The sequence below is a fragment of the Neptuniibacter sp. QD37_11 genome, from assembly GCF_047778105.1.
Taxonomy (GTDB): Bacteria; Pseudomonadota; Gammaproteobacteria; order Pseudomonadales; family Balneatricaceae; genus Neptuniibacter.
In genome coordinates this window covers 2,007,739-2,028,808 of sequence record NZ_CP180552.1, presented here as the reverse complement: position 1 = coordinate 2,028,808, position 21,070 = coordinate 2,007,739, and the positions used below count along the sequence as shown (strand labels likewise).

Sequence of the window (21,070 nt, the reverse complement as noted above, 5' to 3'; positions counted from 1 at the left end):
TAATCAGGCATGAGTCTCGCTTTAAAGGTAATCTTTTGCAAGCGTGAAAAGCAGGACAAAAGTCGTGTAACTTGATGTACTATCAAATACTCTTCGATGATTTGCTAAAAAGCTCAAAACCGCCCTACAAAATGTAAAGGAGTACTGAATGTCACGTTCTAAATTGCTGGGGTCTGTACTGGTTGCCTGCGCGCTGATAGCGGGATGTGATGATAATAAGGACGCTGCAACTACTGCCAAAAAGGATACGGCAACTCAGAAGGCTCAAAGTGCAGTTGCTGAAGCCTTAGGCGTTCTCGATATATCTGAACGTGAATATGGTGATGTAAATGCGCTAACACTCCTGTTTAATTCTCCTTTAGATCCGGATCAAAAGTTTGAACGTCATGTGGTGATTTCACCAGATATGGGTACGCCGGTGCTCAGTAAAGATGGGCGTTCTCTTCGATTTATTGGTCCAGAGCCGCTTCAAAAATACGATATTCAAATTAAACAAGGCCTAAAAAGCGCTACAGGGGCAGTGCTTGAAACAGGCGTAAGCAAATCGTTAAAGGCTAGAGATTTACCTAAGCTAGTCGCGTTCGAAGCGGATGGTGCCGTAATGATTCCAGGTAAGGTGGAATCCTTACCTCTGATTGCAGTCAATGTGCCGGAAGCAGAGATCAATATTTATCGGGTAAAGCCGGAAAGTAGCGTTCAGTTTTTTGATGAATATCAATCACTGAAAAGTGGCGATCGATGGTATTTCGACGAAGATGCCCTGGCACGTTCAGTCGATCACGTTTACACAGCACGTATTCGGATTGGAGAAGATAGAAACAAGCGTAATAGAGCCGGATTTGCCGTTGCCTCTGTCCCTAATATTGATCAAGGCGGTGTTTATTTAGCAACGGTGCGAGAGCCCGGTGGGTTTAGTTATCAAGCAACCTGGTTTAGCGTTTCTGCTATAGGTCTGCAAGCCAGAGACTATGGAAAGAGTACGACCTATATTGCCCAAAATGCTGCAACCGGAGATCTACTTAAAGGCGTAACCCTTAATATCCTTGATCGTAATAGTAAGGTGATCGCAACGGGTGAAACAGATGAACAAGGTAGCTGGCAAGTTGATAATGAGTGGCAACGAAAGAGCCCTCGCTTGATCCTAGCGCAACATAATCAGCAGGTGAGCGTTCTCAAATACCACGCACCTTCTCTAGATCTGTCTGATTATCCTGTTCATGGCAGGCCGACTAAAGAAGTAGAAATTTTTACCTTCGCCCCTCGTAATATCTACCGTCCCGGTGAGGAGTTAGTCTTTGGTTCACTTATGCGAGATCAAGACGGCAACTTACTTTCAGGGCCTTTAAAAATAGAGTTAATTAAACCCGATGCAGATTCAGCAGGAACATGGCGAATTGAGCCTTCAAAGCCAGGTTACTATGAGTTTCGATATGATTTTCCAAGTAATGCGATCTTAGGTGGTTGGCAAGCTAAAGTATTTAGCCCAGCAAGTAAGAAAAATGCGGCTTATTTTGATTTCAAAGTAGAGGCCTTTTTACCAGAGCGCCTTCGTCTGGTATTTGATCAAGCAGCATCACCGCTAAGTTTTGATCTGAACGATAAAATCAAAATACCTGTAAAAGGGGAATACTTGTACGGTGCAGTTGCTGCTGGGAATCGTCTGGATACACAGGTGACATTAAATTCGTGGACAGAACCGTTTGCAAACCTAAAAGGTTTTAAATTTGGCGTACCTTCTTCAGTAGATTGGCAGCAGTTTAGTCTATCGTCTGTAAATCTGAATGATACAGGTGAAACCTCAACTGAGTTCAATCTATCTCAATATAACCCGCAGTCTTTTGAAAGTCCGGCTCGTATTAATGTGCGCTATAGCTTGTTCGAAAGCGGCGGTCGCGCTATTAACCGATCTCGTTCAGCACTTTTCTGGCCAAAAGCTAGTTTTGTCGGTGTGAAGCCCTCTTTCGAAAATGACCAATCTGGGAAAGATGAGAAGGTTAATTTTGAATTGGTGAGAGCTGATAAACAGGGACAGTTACTGAGCTCTGGAGAGATCAAAGCAACGCTCTATCGATTGGAAGAAAAGTATTTCTGGAGTCATACCCCTGAACGCGGTTGGCACTATCAAATCGAGAAAAATGAGTACCCTGTAGCGACTGATTTTATTCAGTTAGCTTCCGATCAGCCTCAGCAATTGTCCATGCCAGTCGAATGGGGTCCATACCGTTTAGAGCTGGATGATATTTCTGGTAAGAGTAAAACCGTTTATACCTTCCAAGCGGGCGAACCTTGGTATTACAGCTGGCAGACAGCTTCGGATCGCATCCGACCTGATTTGGTGACCTTGGCGTTAGATAAAGAGTCATATCAAGCGGGAGACCGCGTTAAAGTAAAACTGGCTTCGCCAACCGAGGGCAAAGCGGTGGTGCTTCTTGAAACCGATCAGGTTCTACATTCCCAAGAAGTTCTGTTAAACAATCGTGAAGCTGAGGTGGAGATTCCTCTACCTGCAGATCTAAATCGTCACGATGTTTATATCAGTGCCTTCGTCGTCGCGCCAACCGAGCATAAAGACAAAGTAAGTAAGCGTAGTGTCGGCATTGTGCATCTGCCTTTGGATCGTGCTGATCGTGAACTCGATGTAACTATTGACGTCGCTGAATCACTACTTCCAGAAACCAAAGCTAACTTAACCCTTAAAGTCACTGACAAAGCGGGTAAGCCAGTCGAAGGTGATTACTACATCAGCCTAACAGCAGTTGATAGCGGTGTGTTAAGTGTGACGGGCTATAAGCAAGCCGATCCTTTTAACTTCTTCTACGGCCGTCGTGCTTACAACCCGAAAATCAGCGATATGTACAATGATTTAATTGAGCCTCATATGTATAAGGACGCTCAGATTCGTTGGGGCGGTGATGGTGAGCTAGAGCGTGGTGGCGAAGTGCCTCCGACTGAAGTGCAAATTTTGAGCCTATACCACTCTCCAATATCTTTAGAAAATGGAGAAGCGACGGTTGAACTTGATTTGCCAGCATTTGATGGCGAGCTGACGTTAACTGCGTTGGCGATGTCTGACAATAGCTTTGGTTTAGAGAGTGAAACAACCAAAGTTGCATCTCCCGTTGTAGCTCAGTTATCCATGCCTCGCTTTTTAGCTGTCGGAGATCAAACGACCTTGGCATTGGATTTAGCCAATGTGTCTGATGATGTTCAAAATGTATCTGTGAAGTTAACTCATCAGGGCGCTGTGAGTTTAAGGCAAGATGGTTTTGAACTGTCACTCGATAAAGGCGAGAAGCAGGTGTTGCCTTTGATTGCAGATGCAGTTGAGTTGGGCGAAGGGTTAATCAGCGCCGAGATTACTTTCGGTGATGTTCAGTTAATTCGTGAATGGGTGCTAGGTGTACGCTCGGCATATCCAGCGGTTTACGGCTCAACTATGCGTGTATTAGCAGAAGGGGAAAGCATTCAATTTCCTTCTGGAGCTATTAAAGATCTCACCAAAATCCAATCGCAATTACGTGTAGCGAATACGCCGGACCTGAATGCTCAGCAGCATTTTAAAACTCTGATGAGGTATCCGTACGGTTGTTTAGAGCAAACTACCAGTAAGTCGCAACCTTTGGCGTTGCTATTGGCGGGTGATAAAGCTCCGGCTTACACTCGTTCTGTCACTAATTCTCAATTTGAAAATGGTATTAATGCTGCGATCAGTCGTTACAGCGAGTTGCAGTTAGGAAATGGTAGTTTTGGCTTATGGGATAAATTCTCGCCAGAAGAGCATTGGTTAACGGCTTATGCGACGGACTTCTTGCTGCATTTAGATCGTTCAGGTTTTGCAGTGCCTAACGCTATGCTGACTAATGCTGTGGGTCGTCTACGTTCTTACGTACATAATCGCAAAGCGATTTCGGTTAGAACCTGGTCTGATGTCCCTTCCCATTATGAAATATCCTACAAAGCTTATGCAGCTTATGTTTTGGCAAAGCAGGGTGAAGTGACCTTAGGGCCATTGCGCGATTTGGCAGAGCAGCAACTTAATGACTCTCGCGGTGTACTACCGGGAGTGCATTTAGGGTTGGCAATTATTGAAACCGGTAGCCTGCAAGAAGGCGAAGCTCTAGTGAAACAGGCTCTGGAAAATGAAAGAGTTGAGGGTTATCTAGGGGATTATGGTTCGGTCATTCGCGATAAAGCGATGGCGATCCATACCATTCTGGAACAGCCTAATGCCCGTTCATTACACAACGTTGCCTTGCAACAGATCCCAGACCTACTAGCTCTTTTGAAGCAGCAGCGTTGGTTAAGCACACAGGAAAAGGCAGCTTTACTGCACTTGTCGAATGCCCTTAATCAAATGGATAAAGAGGGCGAATGGGAGGGGAAGTTGTTTCAAGGTGAAATTGAGACGCTGCTGGAAGCTACGACCGAGCTAGGTCGTAATCTTGATAGTTCAGAACTAGCTTCTATTGTGTTCACCAATACAAAAGACAAACCGGCTTATGCAAGTTTCCATTGGACGGGTATCCCTAAACAGATGCCTAAAGAAGTGAATGAAGGGATCAATTTAGATATAGATCAATTCCGTGTCTTGGATGGCAATGCGCAATTACTGAAGAAGAATCAGGTATTAAAAACTGGCGATCTGCTGTTAACGCGTGTGAGGCTTTATAGCGAAAAACGTGTGCCAGATGGTTTATTGGTAAGTTTGTTGCCTGCTGGGGTAGAGCTTGAAAATCAGAACCTACAGCATGCGCTTAAGTTAAAAGATATTCGTATTGACGGAGAGGCCGTGTCTCAGAGGGCGATGATCTCCTATCAGGCATTTAAAGATGATCGTTATGTTGCCGCCGTTGATATTCCAGAAAAACGCGAGCAGGTGGTTTATTTCTTAAGCCGAGCTGTAACGCCAGGGCATTACTTAGTACCACCTGTACAGGCTGAGTCAATGTACAAACCGGCCCACCGGGGTGTTGCTAATAGTATTGAGTACTTAACAGTTATCCCTTAAACGAGGGCTCCTTGAATCTATGTACCTAAACGTATGCACCTTAAGCGTTTGATGTGAGGAAAGATGCGATTTGTTTTTAAATTTACCTGTTGTGTGCTTTGTCTTATCGCGGCAGGTTTATGGATAGCAAATCGTGCTTTCCCCTTACATGACAATTCAGCCGGAGGAGCAGCTACGGTTGTTCTCGACCGTAATGGCGAACCCTTGCGTACCTTCGCTGATCACAATGGCGTATGGCGATACCCCGTCTCCATTGATCAAGTTTCGCCTCGGTATATCGAGGCTCTACTTACTTACGAAGATCGTTATTTTTACCGACACCCCGGCGTCAATCCATTGAGTTTGCTGCGTGCAAGTTGGCATTGGATTAAAGAGGGTAGGATTATCTCTGGTGGTTCCACGCTGACCATGCAAGTGGCGCGTTTGCACTATCCGAGCCCGCGTAGTGTAAGGGGGAAATTGCAGCAGATATTAAGAGCATTGCAGTTGGAATGGCATCTGTCTAAAGATGAAATCTTAAACATGTATCTTAATAAGGCACCCTTTGGTGGAACCATCGAAGGGGTGCAAGCTGCTAGCTTACAATATCTGCAAAAACCAGCTTCGCAACTACGCTTTTCTGAAGCTGCTCTATTAGCTGTTTTACCTCAGGCACCTTCACGATTGAGGCCGGATAGGCATCCAAAACTAGCACAGCAATATCGAGATAAAGTATTGGATCGTTTGCTTAGCTTTCAAGTTTGGAGTGAAGAAAGTGTTAACCGGGCGAAGCAAGAAAATATCGCGGTATGGCCTCTATCCAACCCGATACACGCGCCACTTTTGAGTCGACGCTTGAAACAGTCGGAACCTGAAAACAAAGTTATACGTTCGACGATTGATAGTGGTATCCAGCAGCAGTTCTCTGATCAGATAAAGCGTTATGTATCTCGACAGGCTAAAGGCATTTCGGCGGCGGCATTGTTAGTTGATAATCAGAGCCGTCAGGTTATTTCGTACATGGGGTCTGCAGACTTTCTAAATGAACAGCGCTTCGGTCATGTCGATATGGTCACAGCGATACGCTCTCCGGGCTCCACCTTAAAGCCCTTTTTATATGGTTTGTCGCTGGATGACAGTCTTATCCATAGTGAGTCCCTATTAGCGGATGTGCCTATAGTGACTGGGCAATATCGGCCTGGTAATTTCAGCCAAGGATTCTCGGGGCCTGTATCCGCATCCTCAGCATTACAACGCTCACTTAATTTGCCATTTGTTCAAATGATACAGCATTACGATTCTCAGCGTTTTGCTAACAAACTCGATCATGTTGGTGCTTCTCTGCGAATTCCCGGTGGGCGCGCTAATTCCGCAATTATCTTAGGTGGTGCTGGCAGCTCTTTAGAGCATTTAGTAACGCTCTACACGAGCTTGGCGAATTCAGGCAGAGTTGCGCCATTAAAGTATTCTGTCGCTGGTGGAGTTGAAGACGCCGGTGATGATGAATCTGGCCAACTACCTCGGCAATTGATGAGCACCGAAGCTGCATGGATTACTTGGAATGCCCTTGCAAATATAGATCCGCCAGATCAATTTATCGATGGTTACTCTCGGGCTCACCTTCCCAAAATTGGTTGGAAGACTGGCACCAGTTGGGACTATCGCGATGTTTGGGCAGTGGGCGTATCTAAAAGATATACGCTAGGGGTCTGGCTCGGTAGGCCTGATGGTTCGCCAATGGAGAAAACTATGGGACGTGTTTTGGCAGGTCCTTTATTGTTCCAGCTCTATCAATTGCTTGAGTCCGAAGCCGATACAATCACAAAACCTGAGGATGTTGTGGAGCAGTCTGTCTGTTGGCCGGATGGTAGGGTTGTGATGTCTAGTGATCAGGCCTGTGATCAGATAAGAGTTGCTTATACGATTGCTAAAAATACCCCGCGTACTTTGGATCCTGAGCCTCTAGGGCAAAACCGATTTTATAACCCGCAATATAATTATTTAGTGGATCAACAATCAGGCTTAAGGGTGACAAGGGAGTGCGATATTGGTCCTATGAAAAGCCAATCAAGTTTTGTTTGGCCTGCAGCGATGGAGCCTTGGATATCTAAACAGTGGCGAAGGGATGAGCGTATTCCCCTTTTTAATAGCGAATGCAAAACAATCTTACAAACCAGTGCACTTTTAAGATTGCATGGAATCAACCCGCAACAGGTATATCACACCAACGGTTTGGAGATGATAGAAGTGGATGTTAGAGCCGAGGGACGTGAAGGCAGTCTTAATTGGTATCTCAATGGCAAGTTGCTTGAAGGTTCCAGCAATAAACAAAAGCTGACTCTGCAGGGAGGCCAAACTTATCAGCTTTATGTTCAAAGTATTTCAGGGGCGAGCGCTCAAATTGAATTTAGCGTCCTGTAATGACTTGAATAAAATCGTATAGCTCTACACTCCAGCACCCGATAAAATATACAGACTAACTGTAGAGGCTGTTGAATGAAAAAGTTAATTATTGGTTTGGTTTCCGCTGTTTTATGTATGCCTGTTTTCGCAGCAGACCCATATTGGGAAGAGGGTAAAACAGATCAAAGTTATGAGATCGATGTCTACCATAGCCCGACTTGTGGTTGCTGTAAGGAATGGATCACCCATCTTGAGCAACACAATTTCAACGTAAATAGTATTGAGATGCATGATGTATCGCCAATCAAGCAGCGTTTAGGTGTACCTGCTCAAGGTGCGTCTTGTCATACTGGTGTAGTAAATGGCTTGGTCGTTGAAGGTCATGTACCGGCGCAGGATATTAAAAAGTTATTGGCTGATAATTCCGATAATATCCGTTTGTTGACTGTACCAGGCATGCCATCAGGTGGCCCAGGTATGGATATGGAAGGCGCTCGAAAGGACGATTTTAAAGTCTATGCGGTATCAGATAAAAACGAAGTCAGCGTTTATTCGGAATATGCAGATTACTAAATCCAGTTTTGAATATTAAAAAGGCGAACCATAAGGTTCGCCTTTTTTGTTTTGAGATGAAATCGAAATTACTTACGAATACCTTCGATATGAAGTTCTAGGTATACAGTTTCAGCTGCAGGGCCTAGCTGGTAGTTCATGCCAAAATCTTTAGGTTGGATCTCTGTAGTACCTTCGAAGCCTGCACGGTATCCGCCCCAAGGGTCTTTTCCTTCACCTACCTTTTTCACGTCGATAGAGATCTCTTTGCTTGTTCCGTAAAGTGTTAGCATGCCTTTCATTACGCCGCTGCCATCTTCATTTGGCGTGTATGAAGAGCTAACAAAAGACGCTTTAGGGTGTTTAGCTACGTCTAGGTATTCATCGCCACGGATATGCTTATCACGCTCAGCGTGGTTAGAGTCAAACGAGTTAACATCAATATCAACATTTACTTTAGATGCCGCAGGGTTTGCAGCATCGTAGCTGAATTCACCCGAGAATGTGTTGAAACGGCCAGTTAACCAGCTAGTGCCCAAATGGCTGATGCGGAATTGAATAGATGCATGCGCACCTTTTGTATCAATAACGTAATCCGCAGCATAAAGAGGGGACGTAGTGATTAGAGAGGCTAGCGCCAACCCTTTAATAAATTTAGATTTCATCAATGTTCCTCGCGTAGCGCTAGCATGCGCTTTAGTGTTGTATCTTTATCTATGTAATGGTGCTTTATTGCAGCGAATGCATGTAATGCTGCTAGCACGATGAGTGTTGTTGCTATCAAAAAGTGAATCTCACCTGCAATATCCTCCTGCTGTTCCATTGCGAAGGGTAGTGCTGGAATACTAAACCAAGTAAAAACTTCTATTGCTCGACCATCAGCGGTAGAAATCAGGTAGCCCGAACACAAGATAAGTAGAAGTAAAACTTCGAGCAATACATGTGCGGCTTTTGCTGCAATTGCCATCTTTTTTGGTTGCGGCAGGGCTTTTGGCGAGCGGTTGAATAAACGCCACAAGATGCGTGTAATCAACAAACCTGCTAGTAGGATGCCGATACTTTTATGCCAGATCGGCACCGTCCGGTATTCGGGATCGTAATAGCTTAAGCTTTCTATATATAAACCGAGGGGGTAAAGGCCAATAACCGATAATGCAATGAACCAATGAAGTAGGACTGGGCCCCACCCATAGCTGTCATTATCATTCAAAATTTTGTGGTTAAATGGCATCTACTTCTGTCCTCAAATTATCTTAGCTATGCAACCATAAATAACATTGTGCTGCAGTCAAGTTTACGAATCTTTACAAGTTGTTAGCGTCATCTTTTGGATTTGCTTTTCAAACTTTAATGGCTAATCATAAATGCGTCTAATGCATATTTTATATTTCGGTTATTCGTTTAATGAATTTACGTTCGGTCGACCTAAATCTCCTCGTTGTGCTACAAGCGTTGTTATCTGAGCGCCATGTTTCTAAAGCAGCTGAACGCCTGCAGATGAGCCAACCAGCTGTGAGCAGAGCGTTACAGCGATTGCGTCAAACACTTGATGATCCTCTCTTAGTTAGAACTGGAAATGGCTATGACCTTAGTGCACGAGCTGTTGATCTGGAAAAGCAGTTAAAGCCACTGTTACAAGATGTCGCTTCGATTATGCAACCAGAGGAGTTTAATCCAGAGCTGGCTGAGGGTGTGGTTAAGCTAACCGGCTTGGATTTAGAGTTAATCCTATTGATGCCAGATGTGGTAAGGATGCTGCGCGAAAAGGCACCGAGGTTGCGGGTAGAGATTGTTTCACAGCAACCAGAGCATTTTGAATATCTCGCAAAAGGTGAAGTGCATTTTACAATCACGGGGCTATCTCCTGATTCAGGGCAAGACCAATTCAGACGCTTTCCAATTGTGCGTACAGGTCATGTTTGTGTGATGGATCAAACTAACCCTTTAGCCAGTCAAAGTTCTATAAGTTTGAATGATTATGCGCAAGCTTCCCATGGACTTGTTTCCATTACAGGGAAGGGGCCTGGAATGATGGATATCGAATTAGATAAAATCGGTTTGAATCGGAGGGTGATGCTGAGGCTCGCAAGTTTTATGTCGGTTGCCGAGTTCGGTCAGGGATCTGATCTGATTTTTACATTGCCAGAAGTAATGGCCCAGCATTTGGTAAAAAGCAGCAGCCTAGTGATTAAGCCGCTGCCTATTGAATTTGATCTACCTAAGGTTGTGCTCTACCTCTATTGGCATGAGCGCTTCCATCAAGATCCAATGTGCCGCTGGGTGAGGGCTCAGCTGTTATCGATTTTCCAGCCAGATCTATAAATGAGAACCTGACATAAGCTGCATGGTCTCATTACTCCAACTCAATGCATCATAATAAGCATCGGCATAAATTTCTTGAATATGAGGTGGCAGCTTAAAGGCCGATTGGCCAATCATGTAGAAATTGACTGCTTGCAGTAAACGCCCAGCAGGACCTTCGTAACTTGTCACTGCTTCGACAATTTCATCAGAGACGGATAGTTGCTCAAGTAAGGAGTCTTGTTCAATCTCAAGTAGAGCGTCCAGCATCGAAATTACGCCCGTAATAAAAGCGAGTTCAGAATCAATCTCTTCAGTGCGATAAGCGACGGATTCGCACATTCTTGCTGTCATTAGGATCTGTCGAATTAATTCGCTCGGTTTCTCATCATTACTGGATAGGGCAAGTAGGGTGGCCCACTTGTTGATCTCGTTCATGCCTAAGGCAATGATCGCCTGACTTAAACTTTCGATCTTATTCGGCAGGTTATATTGCGCAGAATTGACGATACGTAATAGTTTGAAGGTCAGTTGTGGGTCGCGAGATGAGATGTCTGCTAGTACTGCAGGAGTAACATCTTGATCCTGAAGCGCCGCTAATAGGTGAATTACAATGGCCTGATTAGACGTTAATTTTTTACCTTCGACTAGCGTGGGTCTAGACAGGAATGTGCCCTGGAAAAGCCTGAACCCTAAGGCATGGCAGCGCTCATACTCATCATGAGTCTCAACATTCTCAGCGAGAGAAACTACCTTAAAAGGGCGCATGCTTTCCAAGTGAGAAACAATCGCTTCATCACTATGTTTGCGAATATCGACTCGCACCATATGCGCAAGTTTAAGCAGTTCATCGTAGTCACTACTGTAAGTGAAATCGTCTAAAACTAAGCGGTAGCCAGCATCCACATATTTTTTAAGTGAGCCAAGCAATTCAGGCGTGATATTAGGCTGCTGCTTAACATCCAGAACTAAATTGTGTCGCGAAAGACTTGGTAGGCTTTCTGTACGAATAAAGCCTTCAGTGACATTCAGAAAAGCAGGTAAGGATTTTAATTTGCCTGAATCGTAGATGCTGGTGAAATTATTGATCAGAACATTACAGGATTCTTGGTCGCCTTTTAAAAACTTGGCTACAGCTTCACCATGTTCCGACTGATATAACAGCTCGTACGCCACGACATTGAGTTCGCGGTCAAAAATTGGTTGTCGGGCAAGTCCTAGCTGGTTTAAATGTTCTTCCATGTGCATTTATCCTGTTGTTTGTTCATACAACAAATCCTAGATCGTTTAACTCTAACAGCAGAGCCACTATAAAAGCCATGGTATTAAGAAACCCTTAACAAATTAATCAGTGGTTTTGTTATCTGGTCGTATCAGTATAGGTTAGATCCTAATCATCGACGGCTAAAATGAAGAGAAACATCAGGAGTTCAGTAGAGACCTTGAGGGTTGAGTCATGGGTCTGAATATGAATTTTATTTCTATAAAAACAGAGAGTTAAATAATTGCATTTGCATCTCAAAAAATCACTGGTATACTGCGCGCCTGTCTTGAGTGATCTAGCTCAGACAAGGCCCTTCAGGCCCGCTATGGTGGCCCTGCTGGTCCTTCCGCAATGATAAATCGTGAACCTGGTCAGGCCCGGAAGGGAGCAGCCACAGCGGTGGATTCATGTGCCGGAATGTGGCTGGTGGGGTCATCACCAATCCCATGGTTTACAACGTTTTTCTGCTGATTTCTTGCTCTGCTGACGCCAAGTGCCACACATGGTTTATTTCGGATCTGCTGCATATCTTGAACAGTCACGACACGGCGTTTTTTCTTTTACTTCTTCATCTAACTGTGAATAACAGAAGGGTATGCTGTATTAGAGATAAGCTATGGATTCATATCTAAAATCCCGTCCTTCCTATGATTAATTAATACGTCATTTATGTTCTTAACATAGGAAGGGGGGAGGCTAGAAACTAAACTACTTCTTTAAGTTTGGTGATCTTTACAGATGATAGGTCAAACTCAATTTCTATTGGTTTATCAGTAGATCTTCGTCCACTTGAGTATGGTGACCTTTTAGAAGTAAGCTCATTACGCATAGTGCCATTTACGTGCCTTCGATCACATTTTCTCTTTCGGCGTTCAATTCCTTTGTGTTGGCTGTTTTTGAAGGAGACTATCCACTCTTTTGCGTGATTCAGAGTTGGTAGATTTGGGCTGATACGTTCATTGAGATCATTTACCCAGTAAAACGTGAATTGGTAGTCCTCAAAGTCTTTAACGAGTTTTGCCATATTTAGATTGAGTATTACTTACTTGGAAAATTAAATTGGCGCTATTCTAAGTCAATTGAAGGTTTGTGTTTATAAGAAAAACTCTTATTTTGGCTTTTTTTGTGCGGCGCAATAAATATTGGTGACTGTGGTTTGATATTTGAAGGTGCTAGATCGTTTGTTCTACGGGCCAGATAATTATTAACTTTGAGAAAGAGCATAAATGCTTATTGTCTGGTTTCTAGTACATTTCTTCGATTTAAATTAGATGAGTTTAATGCTTATGTTGCAGTGCGGTGATAAATTTTGATGCATCTCTTAGTAAGGATATCGGAGCTTGTTAAGGAAGGAGACAAGTCAGGAATGGAGGGCATATTGGTGGACTCAAAAGCGACTTTCAATATGTCAATCCATACACATACTGATATCTTATTCTTTTGCTACATTGGTTTTTAATCGATACAGCACAAAGAAAAGTATGCCGAATGTGATAAGGAATATATACGGACAATAGATAATTCCAGCGAGGCCGCTGAAACTAGTCACGACGAGTAATAATATATCTTTTATTTCTTCCATGAGATTAGAACGTTCCTTAGTTCTTCCCAAAAATCAAAACGGTTATTTGAATTCTAGCTTAGTTTTATCCTTGAACAAAGCAAGGCTACTCTATAGGTCTATGTTTTTACGCTAAGAGTACGAGGTTTATTAGAGTCTGCTGATTGTTCACCAATCTTCTTCAGCGCCAGAATCAAGCCTGATCCCACTACCATGACAATGGCTGAAAGATATAAGCCTAGATTGTAGTTCCCCAAAGTCTCGGCTAATAGCCCGGTTAAAAATGGCGCAATTATTTGAGCGCAGCCATAAGCAAGGGTCATCTTGCCCATGAATTTAGAAGGATTACTAGGGAAGAAGTGGCCCGCCATAGTCAGCACGAGGCTTACGCAGGCAACAAAGGTGCCTCCAAACAAAATTGCAGACAGGGCAATTAATGGGAATGCATCGCTCAGTGTAGGAATCATGATGCCAATGATTTGCAGGCTATAAGCACCTAATAAAGCTTTTAAATAGCCGTACTTGCGTGCGACTCTATCCCAAAGAACCACAGCTGGAATAGCAGCAAGCCCTATTAAGACAAAGGATAAGGCGCCTTGACCTTCTAAACCTTCGAGACCTTCAATGATATCGACGATAAAAGTCGCACTAACGACATAACCATAACCCGCACAGAAGTATGCCAGTAAGAATAGGCGAGTAAATTTTTTGCTGGGTGGATTGTCTTTAGGTGCTGCCTGAGCGTGATCAGAATGGTTGTTAGGGTGAGGTATCCATAACCATGCCGGCACTGCGATAATTGCTGCTACGGCGGCAAAAAATAGCCATTGCTGCTGCCAATTAGCAGAGAATTGTAAAAGGATTTCTACGATGATGGCTGAGACAGCTATGCTCATGCCTATCCCCGAAAAGTGGATGCCGAGCTCGCCCCTGTGGCCATTGTTGACCAGCCATTTTAAGATTAGCCCAGAGGAGATGATTAACCCGCCTGAAGCACAGATCCCTGCTATTAAGCGCATAAAAGACCAAGTATAAAGGTCGTTAGAGATAACCATTGCTGCACTTGTTACCACGCTGAGTACCAAATATAACTTCTGCAACACATACTTGTGGTGAAGATTGTTAAGGTTTGCCGCAATTAGAACACCAATCATATAACCAATGTAGTTTACGGTAGCGAGCCAGCCGCCGCCAGTTTCAGTAAGGCCTGCTTCTGCCTGCATGATTGGCAGTAAAGGTGTGTAGGAAAAGCGAGCGACTCCCACTGTAACAACTAGGCTGCATATACCTGCAAAATAGACCTGACTTTTTGTAAGTGTGTTGTTCATAAATGCTTTTTGGCTTTTATTGTATTTATGTTCAACAACCATAGCGCTTTCTGATAATCTTAAAAAGTGAATCTTTTAGAATTAAAACTTCAATAAAAGAGAACTATATGGAGATTGTAGCGTTACGCACGTTTAAGGCTGTTGTTGATGAGGAGGGTATTAAAGGTGCCTCTGAAAAGCTTAATACAGTGCAGTCTAATATCACTACTAGAATTCAGAAGTTAGAAGACGAACTTGATTCTAAATTATTTATTCGGGTAGGGAGAAAGCTCGAGCTTACAGCGACAGGCCAGCTTTTATACAAATATGCCTCCCAGATTTTGCAGCTGGAGTATCAAGCTTCAACCGCTATCTTAAAAAGCAAAGGGAACTACGAACTTCGTATAGGCATGCCTGAAACTTTTGCTGCAGTTCACCTACCCACGACGCTAAAACAGCTTAAACGTAAGCATCCAGAAATCATTCCTCGAATCTATACAGATACAAGTGACCGATTAGCACTCGCTATTTTGAATGATCAGTTAGATTGCGCGTTAGTCGGAAATGCTAAGTCGCATGAGGATCTACGGATAATACCCGTTGTTCATGAGTCGCTTGTGCTTGTAACACCAGTAGATCAAGAATATGAGCCCGTTCTGTTTGTGAGAGAAGAGGGCTGTGGTTATAGGAAGTGTGCCCTGGCTTGGCAAGAATTAGGCGATAGATTTACTGATGAGATGATGGTGATGAGTAGTGCCGATGGCATTCTTGGCTGTATTGCCGCCGGATTAGGTTACACCGTTATCGGCGAAAATATGGTGACAGGGAGTCGTTATGAAAATGCACTTAAATCAGTGCCCGTTACCCAAGGACTGCAAAGAATAGAGATCTCGGTTATCTATCGAAAAGGTCATCCCTTAGAACAAGGTATTTTAAACTTTGTCAGCCAATTTCCTGAAAATAAACAATAAAGTAGCTTGAGCCTTCAGTGTTTGAATTGAAAACATTAAGCATTACCCTCTGGTTGCAATAGTAAAGTCGCTTTAGCGTTATAGTTTGAATTGTTTGTTAATTGTCCAATAAATCCTTCCGTACTGTATAGATCGTAATCAGCCTGAAAATAATCTCGATTTTTGATCGATTATTATTGAAATGGATCTAAATGATAAATATTATCACCTGCTATTGATTATCCTTTGTATTCAATTCCCTAATTCTAATGTAGTAAGTGCAAATACATGAATAAGCTAAACACATTTAATTTACGCAGTAAGATCGGCTTGAGCTTCGGTTTTGTACTGTTATTGCTGGTGGCAGCATCGTTTACAGGTATTAAAGGTTTGCACCATGCAGAAGATGGCTTTGTGCAATACCGTGAGTTAGCGCGCGATAGTAATCTTTCGGGGCGCTTACAGGCGAATATGCTGAAAGTGCGTATGTCGGTAAAAAACTTTCTTATCAGTCATGACAAACAATCATTAGAGCAATATGAAGAACGTATGGCGCTAATGAACCAGTTTTTAGAACAGTCTAAGCAAGAGATAAACAATCCAGAGCGTAGTCGTTTGATTATGGAAACAGCAGCGCTATTAGACGAGTATAAAACGACTTTTCAGAAGGTGGTTGGATTAGTTAAAACTGAGGATGAGTTGTATTACAACACCTTGGCCCAGCAGGGCCCAGTCATGCGCGACAGTATTACTCAGTTAAGAAAGTTAGCTAATAACCGTGGTGAACCTGAATTGGCATTTCTAGCTTCTAACTTGCAGGAAGATCTGTTGCTAGCGAGGCTATATCTTGTTCGTTTCATGGAAAAGAATCATCAAGAAGATTTTCAGATTTCGATCAATAAATTGGATGGTGCTCTAACAAATCATCTAGAAAACCTGAAAAAGGTGTTCCTGCTAGACAATGAAATCCAGCTGTTAGATCGTTTTGCTACAGCACGAGATAAATATCTGGCTGCAACTTTAGAAATCCATAAGACAATCGATCAGCGCAATAACCTAGTGATTGGGACTCTGGATGTGATCGGTCCTCAAGTTGCGAGTAATGTTGAAAAAGTAAAGTTGTCAGTTATTGCTGATCAAGACTCGCTCGGGCCAATGCTACAGTCACACAATCACCAGGGCTTTATTTCTGTGATTGTAATCTCAGTTATAGCGGTTATTTTGGGTGTTTTCTTTGCACTTTGGATCACTCGCATGATCACTCGTCCGATTTTAGAAGCTGTGAACTATGCAGATACTTTGGCGGAAGGTGATCTAACCCAGATACTAGAAACAAATCGCAGAGATGAAGTGGGGAAGTTGCAGGGTTCTTTAGGTCATACGACCATCAGATTCCGTGAGATGATCACTGAAATCAATCAGGCGGGTTACAACATGAGTATGTCAGCGGAAGAGTTAGCTGCGCTGACAGAGCAAGCTCGTGCTGGGACTATGCAGCAGCAGGAAGAAACTGATCAGGTAGCATCTGCTGTAACTGAAATGGCGTATACCGCGCAACATGTAGCGGATAACGCGTCTAGTGCAGCTTCTTCTGCGGATAGTGCTAACCATCAAGTGATGGAAGGCCGCAATAAAATGAAGATCGCGACAGAGGGAATGAATCGTCTCTCTTTAAGCTTGGATAAAACTTCGTCTGAAGTGGAGCACCTTCAGCAAAAAACGCGTGATATTAACGCTATTCTTGATGTGATTCGTGAGATTGCAGAACAGACCAATCTTCTTGCTTTGAATGCGGCTATTGAGGCGGCGCGCGCTGGTGAGCAAGGTCGAGGTTTTGCTGTTGTTGCTGATGAGGTGCGCTCTCTTGCACAACGTACTCAGCAGTCTACTGAGATGATTCACAACTTGATCGATGACCTACAAGCCCGCGCTAACTTGACCGTTAATGTGGTTAATCAGGGTACACAAGAAGCTAATCAGTGTATTGAACTGGTCGATCAGGCTGATTCTGCATTAAACCAGATCAGTATGACAGTTGAACAGATGAATGAAGTGAATGCTCAGATTGCTAGTTCTGCTGAACAGCAAAGTGTAGTGGCAGACGAAATTAGCCAAAGCTTGAGTAATGTACGTGTGATTGCTGAACAGAGCCGTGTAGCTGCTGATGAAACGGCCAATTCAAGTATTGCGCTAAGCGATGTGGCGGCTCGTATGCAGGAAATGGTGCAGCGCTTCAAAGTAAATTAAATTGTAGGGATAATGATGACAAAGGGGTGATTTATCACCCCTTTTTTTACCTATTCAACAGCGAACTTTTAATATGTAGGTTTTTCGCTATTGTTATCAAAGAATGGATTTTTACCCATCTAGAAAGGTATCAGGAAGTTAACAGTGGCCGATCAAGTAAACGTAACAAACATGTCTTCGTCTGAGCCTTTAAGTGAGTTGATGTCGTTGCCTGCCTTCAATGAGGCAACAGTAATTGCACTAAAGCTAGAGGCTAAATATCTAGATCATGTTTTTAATCTCTACTGGGAAAGTGCTCAGCGCGAGATTAACGATATTGGTCAGGCGCTTGATGACGTTGATCAAACAAAACTAAGAAAAGTTGCTCATTCCCTAAAAGGTTCGTCTCGTATGTTAGGGGGCGAAAGGTTAGGTGCTTTGGCTGGTTTTGTAGAACAAAAAGCTAGGCAAAATGAGAGCATTTCAGAACCCCAACTCTTGGATTGTTTACACGTTAGTTTGGCTGATTTTAAACGTGCAGTACTCCAGTCTAATTTACTCTCTTAACTGCCCTTTACGATCCGAGTAAGTTGAGCACGAGCCCTCGGTTAGCATTGGCTTGAGCTTGCAGTGCGATACCTACATCTTGCTGAATAAGGGCGGTAGCACGTTCTGAAACCGTTTGAGCAAAGTCAGTGTCACCAATCACAGATGCTGCTGACGCTTCATTTATATTAGTTTCGGTAAGTGTGTTTATCGTGCTGTCTAATCTGTTTTGGCTTGCACCTATTTCACCTGATACCGTCGCTAAAAACGACTGACTTTGATCGATAATGTCTAGAGCGCCTGCGTTGCTAATATCTAAAGTGAATAGACCACTGTTATCAAACTCATCACTGACATTGAAAGTACTTATGTTTTGAGAATCCTCTGTACCCGGGCCTGTTTGCAGGCGGAGCTGACCATCTTCTGCGAGTAATGATTGGCCGTTAAAAGTACTTTGTCCCAGGGTATCCTGTATGCCGCTTAATAGGGCATCTGCTTCACTTTGCAAGGCTGAACGGTCACTTTCATTTAGAATCCCATTTTGAGCTTGAATGGACAGTTCGCGAATACGTTGTAGCGAATCATTGACTTGATTAATACCACCATCTGCAATCTGAAGTGCTGATACACCATCAAGACTATTCCGAATGGCTGCGCTATTTCCTCTAATTTGAGTTTGGAAGTCGATAAGTACTTGCAGGCCGGCAGGATCGATCGCTGCATTATTTATTCGCTGGCCGGAAGCAAGCTGTTCTTCAGTTTCATTTATTCGATTCTGAATCTGATTGAATTGAGAGTAGGGGCTGGTAGCAAACCCAGTTGGATTTATAGGCATGAGTGCGCTCCTGATTTAACTATATCAGTATAGTGCGTACACACGGTTTATGAGTTGATTTTTGTTCAGGTGAAATGGATAAAAAAAGGGCGCACAACTGTGCGCCCTGAAATCTTGCAATGGAATAAACACGGACGAGTACAAAACCGTTGTACTCATAAACTCTAGGTAAAGAAGCAGCCCTAAAGTAAAACTAATAATAGGTATAAATATTCGTGACGCCAATGGTTCCTTAGTGTCCATTAAATAAGCAGGGGTATTTACACCTTTTTGACCCTGTATATTGAGTATTACTGAAGTTTGATTAATCTAAGGGTCTAATAAGATAAAGCTACCTGAAAGGCAGCTTTATCAGAGGTTTTATTGCAGGTAAGCAGTGCTTTTTTAAGACTCAATAGGCATCTTACAGATATCAGGATGTTGTTCTAAGGTACTGATTAGCAGTTCCATCTCTTCTTGTGTACCAATCGATATGCGAAGGTAATTATCGATACCTGGTTTGCTGAAGTAGCGTACCAGGACCTTCTTCGTACGAAGGAAACCCATCAATTCAGCGGCCTCAATAAAGCGGTGCGTGCTGAATAAGAAGTTAGTTTTAGACGGTAAGCTAATAAAACCTAACTCTTCTAAACGATTAACCGTCCACTCACGTGTCTCGATAATTTTCTTCGTAGTCGCTTCGAAGTAGTCGTTATCTTCAACAGCGGCAACGGCTGATTCAATTGCTAGCATGTCTAGAGGGTAAGAGTTAAAACTATTTTTAACGCGTTCTAGACCTGCAATCAAATCTTCGTGACCAATTGCGAATCCAACTCGCATACCTGCTAGAGAACGAGATTTGGAGAAGGTCTGAATCACCAAAACATTGTCATATTTTTGGGTTAATTCAACAGCGCTAGAAGCGCCAAAATCTACATAGGCTTCATCAACCACAATCACGGTTTCTGTATTGCGTTGAGCTAATGCTTCAATATCACCTAACTCAATTGCTCGGCTAGTTGGCGCATTCGGGTTAGCGAAAATAATACCGCCATTTGGCTGGTTATAGTCTTCTAGGTTTAACTCAAAGTTATCACCTAGGGGTAACAGCTTAAATTCGATATCAAAAAGATTGCAGTAAACCGGATAGAAACTGTATGTGAATTCTGGCATCAGCAGAGGTTGTTCTTGTTGGAAGAACGCTGCAAAGGTATGAGCAAGTACCTCATCAGAACCGTTACCAACAAAGACATTCTTACGCTCAACTTCAAAGTGGTTAGCAAGTGCATCTTTTAACTGAGTGCAATCTGGGTCGGAGTAGAGTCGTAACCTAGCTGTATCAAAGTTATTGATCACCGCTGCCGCCTTCGGCGAAGGAGGGTAAGGGTTTTCGTTGGTGTTTAACTTTGTGATACCGCTTTCTTTAGGCTGCTCACCCGGCACGTAAGGTGTTAGACGCTGAATTGCGTCACTCCAATATTTGCTCATTATTGATCCGTAATACTCGAAGACAGCACTTTGCTGTGTTATTTGGCATGAGTGAATAATTTCGCAGAAGGATAGCAGAATTTGTTTACGCGTTTAACAACAGACTGGATTCTTAATCTATGGCAAGAGCCTTTATACCGTTATCTTGCTAGCATTTCTTTCGAGTACAGTGCAAGGTTAACAGCCGAGAGGGGAGGCTCGACTGTTAGTTAAAATTCGGATTCATAGTGGCCGGTACTATTTAGGCGCAATGACGGCTGATAAACATAGCTGTTACTGTATCCATGGTATTAATATGATTTACAAACCAAGGGATTACAGTGTTTTTAAGGTAGCTGTTTAATTCTGCGCGGTTATGGTTTGCTTGCCATTGTTGTTGAGTTTCACGTATCTCCTGTAAAACGCGTTCATGCTCACCTTTATGGCATGTATAGGGTGGGAAGTTCATTCGTATCATCTGTTCTTCTTCGCGGGCGAAGTGTTCGGCATTGTGTTGGTAAAAGCCGGATAAAGCACCATCAACTTCACGGTCATTACCTGTTTCCAAAGTGTTGAATAACTGATTAAGAAGGGTGACAGCTTCTGCATGATCATCATTCATAAAATCAACCGCGACTTGTGGGATATCAGTTACTTCAACTTGCATAGGTAAGTCCTCTCTAATGGAAATG

At 43.2% G+C, this 21,070-nt stretch carries 14 protein-coding genes and 1 other RNA gene; 8 read left to right on the top strand and 7 right to left on the bottom strand.

Annotation, left to right across the window (positions count from 1 at the left end):
• The first annotated feature begins 148 nt into the window (after positions 1–148).
• The 3 genes from ACMXYT_RS09260 to ACMXYT_RS09250 all read left to right on the top strand — a co-directional run bounded on the left by ACMXYT_RS09260 (position 149) and on the right by ACMXYT_RS09250 (position 7,963).
• Positions 149–5,008 (top strand): alpha-2-macroglobulin family protein, encoded by a 4,860-nt coding sequence (locus tag ACMXYT_RS09260; RefSeq protein WP_415911356.1) that lies wholly within the window; start codon positions 149–151, stop codon positions 5,006–5,008.
• A gap of 63 nt (positions 5,009–5,071) precedes the next feature.
• Positions 5,072–7,408: a penicillin-binding protein 1C gene (pbpC, locus tag ACMXYT_RS09255; RefSeq protein WP_415898430.1), complete on the top strand. Its 2,337-nt coding sequence runs from the start codon at positions 5,072–5,074 to the stop codon at positions 7,406–7,408.
• A gap of 75 nt (positions 7,409–7,483) precedes the next feature.
• On the top strand, positions 7,484–7,963 hold the full coding sequence (locus ACMXYT_RS09250; RefSeq protein WP_415896351.1) for a DUF411 domain-containing protein: 480 nt from the start codon (positions 7,484–7,486) through the stop codon (positions 7,961–7,963).
• Between the two features lie 68 nt (positions 7,964–8,031).
• Here the strand turns inward: ACMXYT_RS09250 and ACMXYT_RS09245 are convergent, their stop codons facing one another.
• A complete protein-coding gene (locus ACMXYT_RS09245; protein WP_415894188.1) occupies positions 8,032–8,607 on the bottom strand; it encodes a YceI family protein in 576 nt (191 codons plus the stop codon).
• Positions 8,607–9,173: a cytochrome b gene (locus ACMXYT_RS09240; protein ID WP_415911355.1), complete on the bottom strand. Its 567-nt coding sequence runs from the start codon at positions 9,171–9,173 to the stop codon at positions 8,607–8,609. Before ACMXYT_RS09240 ends, ACMXYT_RS09245 begins: the two co-directional genes overlap by 1 nt.
• 173 nt (positions 9,174–9,346) lie before the next feature.
• Between ACMXYT_RS09240 and ACMXYT_RS09235 the strand changes: the two genes are divergently transcribed.
• Positions 9,347–10,264 carry a LysR family transcriptional regulator gene (locus ACMXYT_RS09235; RefSeq protein WP_415898429.1) on the top strand — a complete coding sequence of 306 codons (918 nt, stop codon included), beginning with the start codon at positions 9,347–9,349 and terminating at the stop codon, positions 10,262–10,264.
• Here the strand turns inward: ACMXYT_RS09235 and ACMXYT_RS09230 are convergent.
• A complete protein-coding gene (locus ACMXYT_RS09230; RefSeq protein WP_415898428.1) occupies positions 10,259–11,485 on the bottom strand; it encodes an EAL and HDOD domain-containing protein in 1,227 nt (408 codons plus the stop codon). The genes ACMXYT_RS09235 and ACMXYT_RS09230 overlap by 6 nt on opposite strands.
• Before the next feature lie 357 nt (positions 11,486–11,842).
• Between ACMXYT_RS09230 and ffs the strand changes: the two genes are divergently transcribed.
• Positions 11,843–11,939, top strand: an RNA gene (ffs, locus tag ACMXYT_RS09225) — signal recognition particle sRNA small type.
• A gap of 1,248 nt (positions 11,940–13,187) precedes the next feature.
• Here ffs and ACMXYT_RS09220 read toward each other — a convergent pair.
• Positions 13,188–14,396: a YbfB/YjiJ family MFS transporter gene (locus tag ACMXYT_RS09220; RefSeq protein WP_415911354.1), complete on the bottom strand. Its 1,209-nt coding sequence runs from the start codon at positions 14,394–14,396 to the stop codon at positions 13,188–13,190.
• A gap of 107 nt (positions 14,397–14,503) precedes the next feature.
• Here ACMXYT_RS09220 and ACMXYT_RS09215 point away from each other — a divergent pair, with 107 nt between their 5' ends.
• The 3 genes from ACMXYT_RS09215 to ACMXYT_RS09205 all read left to right on the top strand — a co-directional run bounded on the left by ACMXYT_RS09215 (position 14,504) and on the right by ACMXYT_RS09205 (position 18,118).
• Entirely contained in the window at positions 14,504–15,346 is an 843-nt protein-coding gene (locus tag ACMXYT_RS09215) for a LysR family transcriptional regulator (protein WP_415898426.1), read from the top strand.
• Between the two features lie 267 nt (positions 15,347–15,613).
• Entirely contained in the window at positions 15,614–17,572 is a 1,959-nt protein-coding gene (locus tag ACMXYT_RS09210) for a methyl-accepting chemotaxis protein (protein WP_415898425.1), read from the top strand.
• A 144-nt stretch (positions 17,573–17,716) separates the two neighbouring features.
• Positions 17,717–18,118 carry an Hpt domain-containing protein gene (locus ACMXYT_RS09205; protein ID WP_415898424.1) on the top strand — a complete coding sequence of 134 codons (402 nt, stop codon included), beginning with the start codon at positions 17,717–17,719 and terminating at the stop codon, positions 18,116–18,118.
• A 7-nt stretch (positions 18,119–18,125) separates the two neighbouring features.
• On the opposite strand, the gene ACMXYT_RS09200 is transcribed toward ACMXYT_RS09205, so the two are convergent.
• The 3 genes from ACMXYT_RS09200 to ACMXYT_RS09190 form a co-directional block, all read right to left on the bottom strand.
• A complete protein-coding gene (locus tag ACMXYT_RS09200; RefSeq protein WP_415898423.1) occupies positions 18,126–18,932 on the bottom strand; it encodes a flagellin in 807 nt (268 codons plus the stop codon).
• 384 nt (positions 18,933–19,316) lie between these two features.
• A complete protein-coding gene (hisC, locus tag ACMXYT_RS09195) occupies positions 19,317–20,399 on the bottom strand; it encodes a histidinol-phosphate transaminase (RefSeq protein ID WP_415898422.1) in 1,083 nt (360 codons plus the stop codon).
• Between the two features lie 241 nt (positions 20,400–20,640).
• A complete protein-coding gene (locus ACMXYT_RS09190; RefSeq protein ID WP_415905728.1) occupies positions 20,641–21,045 on the bottom strand; it encodes a bacteriohemerythrin in 405 nt (134 codons plus the stop codon).
• Positions 21,046–21,070 lie beyond the last annotated feature (25 nt).

Bases quoted from the DNA above. Each gene is read 5' to 3' on its own strand.
- ACMXYT_RS09260 (WP_415911356.1), top strand. From the start codon at position 149: ATGTCACGTTCTAAATTGCTGGGGTCTGTACTGGTTGCCTGCGCGCTG.
- ACMXYT_RS09210 (WP_415898425.1), top strand. From the start codon at position 15,614: ATGAATAAGCTAAACACATTTAATTTACGCAGTAAGATCGGCTTGAGC.
- ACMXYT_RS09220 (WP_415911354.1), bottom strand. From the start codon at position 14,396: ATGAACAACACACTTACAAAAAGTCAGGTCTATTTTGCAGGTATATGC.
- ACMXYT_RS09235 (WP_415898429.1), top strand. From the start codon at position 9,347: ATGAATTTACGTTCGGTCGACCTAAATCTCCTCGTTGTGCTACAAGCG.
- ACMXYT_RS09215 (WP_415898426.1), top strand. From the start codon at position 14,504: ATGGAGATTGTAGCGTTACGCACGTTTAAGGCTGTTGTTGATGAGGAG.
- ACMXYT_RS09200 (WP_415898423.1), bottom strand. From the start codon at position 18,932: ATGCCTATAAATCCAACTGGGTTTGCTACCAGCCCCTACTCTCAATTC.
- ACMXYT_RS09240 (WP_415911355.1), bottom strand. From the start codon at position 9,173: ATGCCATTTAACCACAAAATTTTGAATGATAATGACAGCTATGGGTGG.
- ACMXYT_RS09230 (WP_415898428.1), bottom strand. From the start codon at position 11,485: ATGGAAGAACATTTAAACCAGCTAGGACTTGCCCGACAACCAATTTTT.
- ACMXYT_RS09190 (WP_415905728.1), bottom strand. From the start codon at position 21,045: ATGCAAGTTGAAGTAACTGATATCCCACAAGTCGCGGTTGATTTTATG.
- ACMXYT_RS09250 (WP_415896351.1), top strand. From the start codon at position 7,484: ATGAAAAAGTTAATTATTGGTTTGGTTTCCGCTGTTTTATGTATGCCT.
- hisC (WP_415898422.1), bottom strand. From the start codon at position 20,399: ATGAGCAAATATTGGAGTGACGCAATTCAGCGTCTAACACCTTACGTG.
- pbpC (WP_415898430.1), top strand. From the start codon at position 5,072: ATGCGATTTGTTTTTAAATTTACCTGTTGTGTGCTTTGTCTTATCGCG.
- ACMXYT_RS09245 (WP_415894188.1), bottom strand. From the start codon at position 8,607: ATGAAATCTAAATTTATTAAAGGGTTGGCGCTAGCCTCTCTAATCACT.